This is a genomic window from Brachyspira sp. G79, from assembly GCF_002379365.1.
GTDB lineage: Bacteria > Spirochaetota > Brachyspiria > Brachyspirales > Brachyspiraceae > Brachyspira.
Window position 1 is genome coordinate 1,325,391 of sequence record NZ_JQIU01000008.1, and the last position, 3,352, is coordinate 1,328,742.

Consider the following 3,352-nt stretch of genomic DNA (forward strand, 5'->3'; position numbering starts at 1 on the left):
GCTTTTAATATTTTATCTTTATCATCATTTTCATCTTTTCTAAAAAGTTTTTGATTATCATCTATATATAAATCAAATATTTCATTTACTTCATTTTTTATATTATTTAAAATAGCTTCTCCGTCTTTATCAATATCTGCTAAAAAGAAATAGTATGCATGTATTGTAATAGATTTTTTATTTTTTATTACATCAGTATTTATAAACACTCTTGATGAATTAATAGAATACATACTATATCCGAAATATCTAAGCCTATCTATTATATTATCTTTAGTTACATTTTTACTTAAAATATGTTCTAGCTGTGAATTATTTTTTATAAATATCAATTTTCTTTTGTTTATGCTTGATGCATCCAAATATAAAAATACAATAGTGATTATTTCAAGAACTATAAGAATAATTGTTATATATATTTGATTATTATTGTATATAGAGAAAAAAATTAAGTTGGCAAACGCTATGGCTATCACACCATAAACGCTTGCCCTTAATAACTCTTTTTTGAAGGAGAACAGCTTATTATTGTTCATTATTTCTTAATTTATTATATTTTACTTTATTATCTAACTATAATTATCTGTAAGTTGTAACTTCCTGATATGCTCTTACTGCTCTGTCTACAACCGCTTTTGTAAAACTAAGTGATAATTCAGCCTCAGCAATAGCATTCATCACATCGGATACATCAACCTGATCTGGTCTTATACCAGCCTGCACTATTATATTATCTCTGTCAACTTGTTTTTGATTAACAGCTTCAATAGCATCGCTTAGCATAGTACCAAAATTACTTATCAAATCATTACTGGAACTTCTTCTTAATTGCTGAGCAGGTCCGTAATGTCTAGGGTCAGTAGTTTTTAATACAAATCCGTAATTATCACCAACATTTCCAACGTTCATAAAAATATCCTTTTATAAAAAATTTATAAAAACATTAATTAATATCTAATAATATTCAAAGCACTTCCAAACATAGTTTTAGCTGACTGAATCATAGTAGAATTAGCCTCATAAGCTCTTGAAGCCTCCATCATATCAACCATTTCTGTAACTGGATTAACATTTGGCATCTCTACATAACCTGCCTTTTCGCCGTATTTAATAGCGTCTGGGTGAGAAGGATCATAAACAAATCTAGTAGCAGTTTCCATATCTTTTTCTATGCTGAAAACTCTTACACCTGTACCAACATTAGGTTGCAAAGCCTCTGGTAAAAATGGGCTTCTATATTTGTTGCCGTCATCTCTAGGCTTAAATATAACTCTGCTTCTTCTAAAAGCTCCGCCTTCTGTAGTTCTTGTAGTATTAACATTCGCTATATTATCTGCTATAACATCTAATCTAGTTCTTTGAGCAGTTAAACCGCTTCCTGATGTATTAATAATTGAAAATATTCCCATTCTATTATTCTCCTTAATACCAACTATTAAGCATTACCTATCATTCTTCTGATTTCTCTGTACTGAGCATTAACTATTTGAGTAAACATTTGATAACGTAAAGTATTTTTAGCTTCTTCAGCCATTTCTTTATCTATATCAACATTATTTTTATCATTTCTATAGCTAGTATCATAATCTACTGTAAGAGTAGGTGCAACGTCCTGATAATTCATAGGCATATGAAAAGGAAAATGTCTGGAATCTGTCCTTTTAGCTTCCATACCGTCATACTTTTCACTGTCTAAAGCTCTTGCAAGCTGATATTCAAAAGTTACATCGCTTCTTTTAAAATTCGGAGTAGATACATTTGCTATATTATCCGCTATAACTTCAGCTCTAAGCCCGTAAACATTTAAAAGCTTTTTAGCTACTGTCATAGTTTTAGCATAAGTTGTATCAGCAAACATATTCATAGTTTTTTTATCCTAAATAATAAAATAATACTTACAATTATTCTCGGTTTATTAAAAAACTGCTTTAACATTTTTTATATAAAAATTATATATGTATATGATATTTTTGTTCTAAATATTCTAAAAAGTACGGGAAGTCAGAATACGGATAATTACTTATACTTTCATAATTATTCAATGGTAAATCATAACTTGTAAATTGTTTGTATTTATTTATAGCTTCTTTATGCCTTCCAAAAATATCAGAATGTTTTTCTTTTATCATAGATTTAATATTATCTTTTATATTTTGCAGATTAGAAATGAATTCTCCATTTTCAAGATAGAATTTCATCCAATCCTCAAAACCTCTATATGAAAACACAAAATAATAATCAATTTTATAATTAAAGATACTAAGCACATTAAAGATCTCATTTTTTAATTTATTAAAAATGTCAAAAGGTGCTTTATCACAATCCGTTATTATAACTAATATATAATTGGAATTCTGTTCCCCAAAAGAAAATTGATCTTCTAATTTTCCTTTATAGTATTACATATATCTTTTATGGCTTTATCTGCTTTTTGTTCATCTTTATGTCTTTTATCTAATTGATTTAATTCACTATAATTGTCAAAATAATCTATATTATTACTATATTTCAATATATCAGATAAATACTTCTTTTCATAAACACCAGTAGAGAAACATATAATAGTGTTTTTTTTATCTTTTATATTTGGAAGAATAAAACTCATAAATTAACACTCACTATCATCACTAATATATATTTTTGAAGGCAAATTATAAGCTCTAGGAAAATATTTTGCCCCTAATCTATTATTTTTATAATTTTCAATCAAATTTTCTTTTGTTATACCTTCTATATCCGAAGCAGAATATACATAAGTTTTATTTTTTCTTTTACTACAAATTTAACTTGTTCTAATAGCAGATATTGAAAATCCATAAGCATTATATCATGGGTTGTCATAAATAACTGAGAAGTTTGTTCAATCTCTTTATATCTATTTTTTTAAATAATAAAAATACTGTTTTTATCAAATCTGCCTGAACTCCATAAAATTCATCATGTAAAGATAAGGAGCCGTTTTTTAAAGATGTAACTATATTAAACATATGAAAAGCATATATTTTTGTTCCATCAGACTCTATTTCATTAAAAGGAGCTTTTTTACCATTTCTATATGAAAAAGTATTCCTAAATTTCTTAACAGAATCTAATTTTTTATATACACTATCAATATCTTTCATGCTATTTAATAAATTATCAACTATTTCAACCTCTTCTTTTTTTTCAGTTTTAGAATATTTTTTAATATAACTGATATATTTCTCTATATTGTCAAATTTTGATAATTCAAACTTTATATCATCTATTCCTATATCTGCTATTTTTTATAAGTTCTATATAAAAATCTAACATATTAATATTTTCTAATACATTATACATATCATTAAATAAAACATTTGTAAAATCAGGT

The 3,352-nt window shown here is 25.9% G+C and carries 7 protein-coding genes; all 7 read right to left on the reverse strand.

Features of this window, described 5'->3' with window-relative positions; translation table 11 throughout:
• Positions 1–536 (reverse strand): hypothetical protein (locus KQ44_RS07205; protein ID WP_096737796.1); only part of this gene is annotated, 536 nt, incomplete at its 3' end.
• A 43-nt stretch (positions 537–579) separates the two neighbouring features.
• Positions 580–909, reverse strand: a complete 330-nt coding sequence (fliE, locus tag KQ44_RS07210) for a flagellar hook-basal body complex protein FliE (RefSeq protein ID WP_020004436.1) — start codon at positions 907–909, stop codon at positions 580–582.
• A gap of 38 nt (positions 910–947) precedes the next feature.
• On the reverse strand, positions 948–1,409 hold the full coding sequence (gene flgC, locus KQ44_RS07215; RefSeq protein ID WP_008724603.1) for a flagellar basal body rod protein FlgC: 462 nt from the start codon (positions 1,407–1,409) through the stop codon (positions 948–950).
• 26 nt (positions 1,410–1,435) lie between these two features.
• A complete protein-coding gene (flgB, locus tag KQ44_RS07220; RefSeq protein ID WP_013114932.1) occupies positions 1,436–1,864 on the reverse strand; it encodes a flagellar basal body rod protein FlgB in 429 nt (142 codons plus the stop codon).
• An 85-nt stretch (positions 1,865–1,949) separates the two neighbouring features.
• Positions 1,950–2,267, reverse strand: coding sequence for a hypothetical protein (locus KQ44_RS14945; protein WP_240516531.1), 318 nt, complete (start codon positions 2,265–2,267; stop codon positions 1,950–1,952).
• 113 nt (positions 2,268–2,380) lie between these two features.
• Complete coding sequence (locus tag KQ44_RS14950) at positions 2,381–2,605, reverse strand: hypothetical protein (protein WP_240516532.1); 225 nt, start codon at positions 2,603–2,605, stop codon at positions 2,381–2,383.
• Between the two features lie 232 nt (positions 2,606–2,837).
• The gene (locus tag KQ44_RS07230) at positions 2,838–3,122 is read right to left on the reverse strand and encodes a hypothetical protein (protein WP_096736847.1); all 285 of its coding nucleotides are present in this window, start codon (positions 3,120–3,122) and stop codon (positions 2,838–2,840) included.
• Positions 3,123–3,352: the final 230 nt, after the last annotated feature.

What these genes read in the sequence shown, in the direction of transcription:
- fliE (WP_020004436.1), bottom strand. Translation starts at nt 909, where the DNA reads ATGAACGTTGGAAATGTTGGTGATAATTACGGATTTGTATTAAAAACT.
- flgC (WP_008724603.1), bottom strand. Translation starts at nt 1,409, where the DNA reads ATGGGAATATTTTCAATTATTAATACATCAGGAAGCGGTTTAACTGCT.
- flgB (WP_013114932.1), bottom strand. Translation starts at nt 1,864, where the DNA reads ATGAATATGTTTGCTGATACAACTTATGCTAAAACTATGACAGTAGCT.
- KQ44_RS14950 (WP_240516532.1), bottom strand. Translation starts at nt 2,605, where the DNA reads ATGAGTTTTATTCTTCCAAATATAAAAGATAAAAAAAACACTATTATA.
- KQ44_RS07230 (WP_096736847.1), bottom strand. Translation starts at nt 3,122, where the DNA reads ATGAAAGATATTGATAGTGTATATAAAAAATTAGATTCTGTTAAGAAA.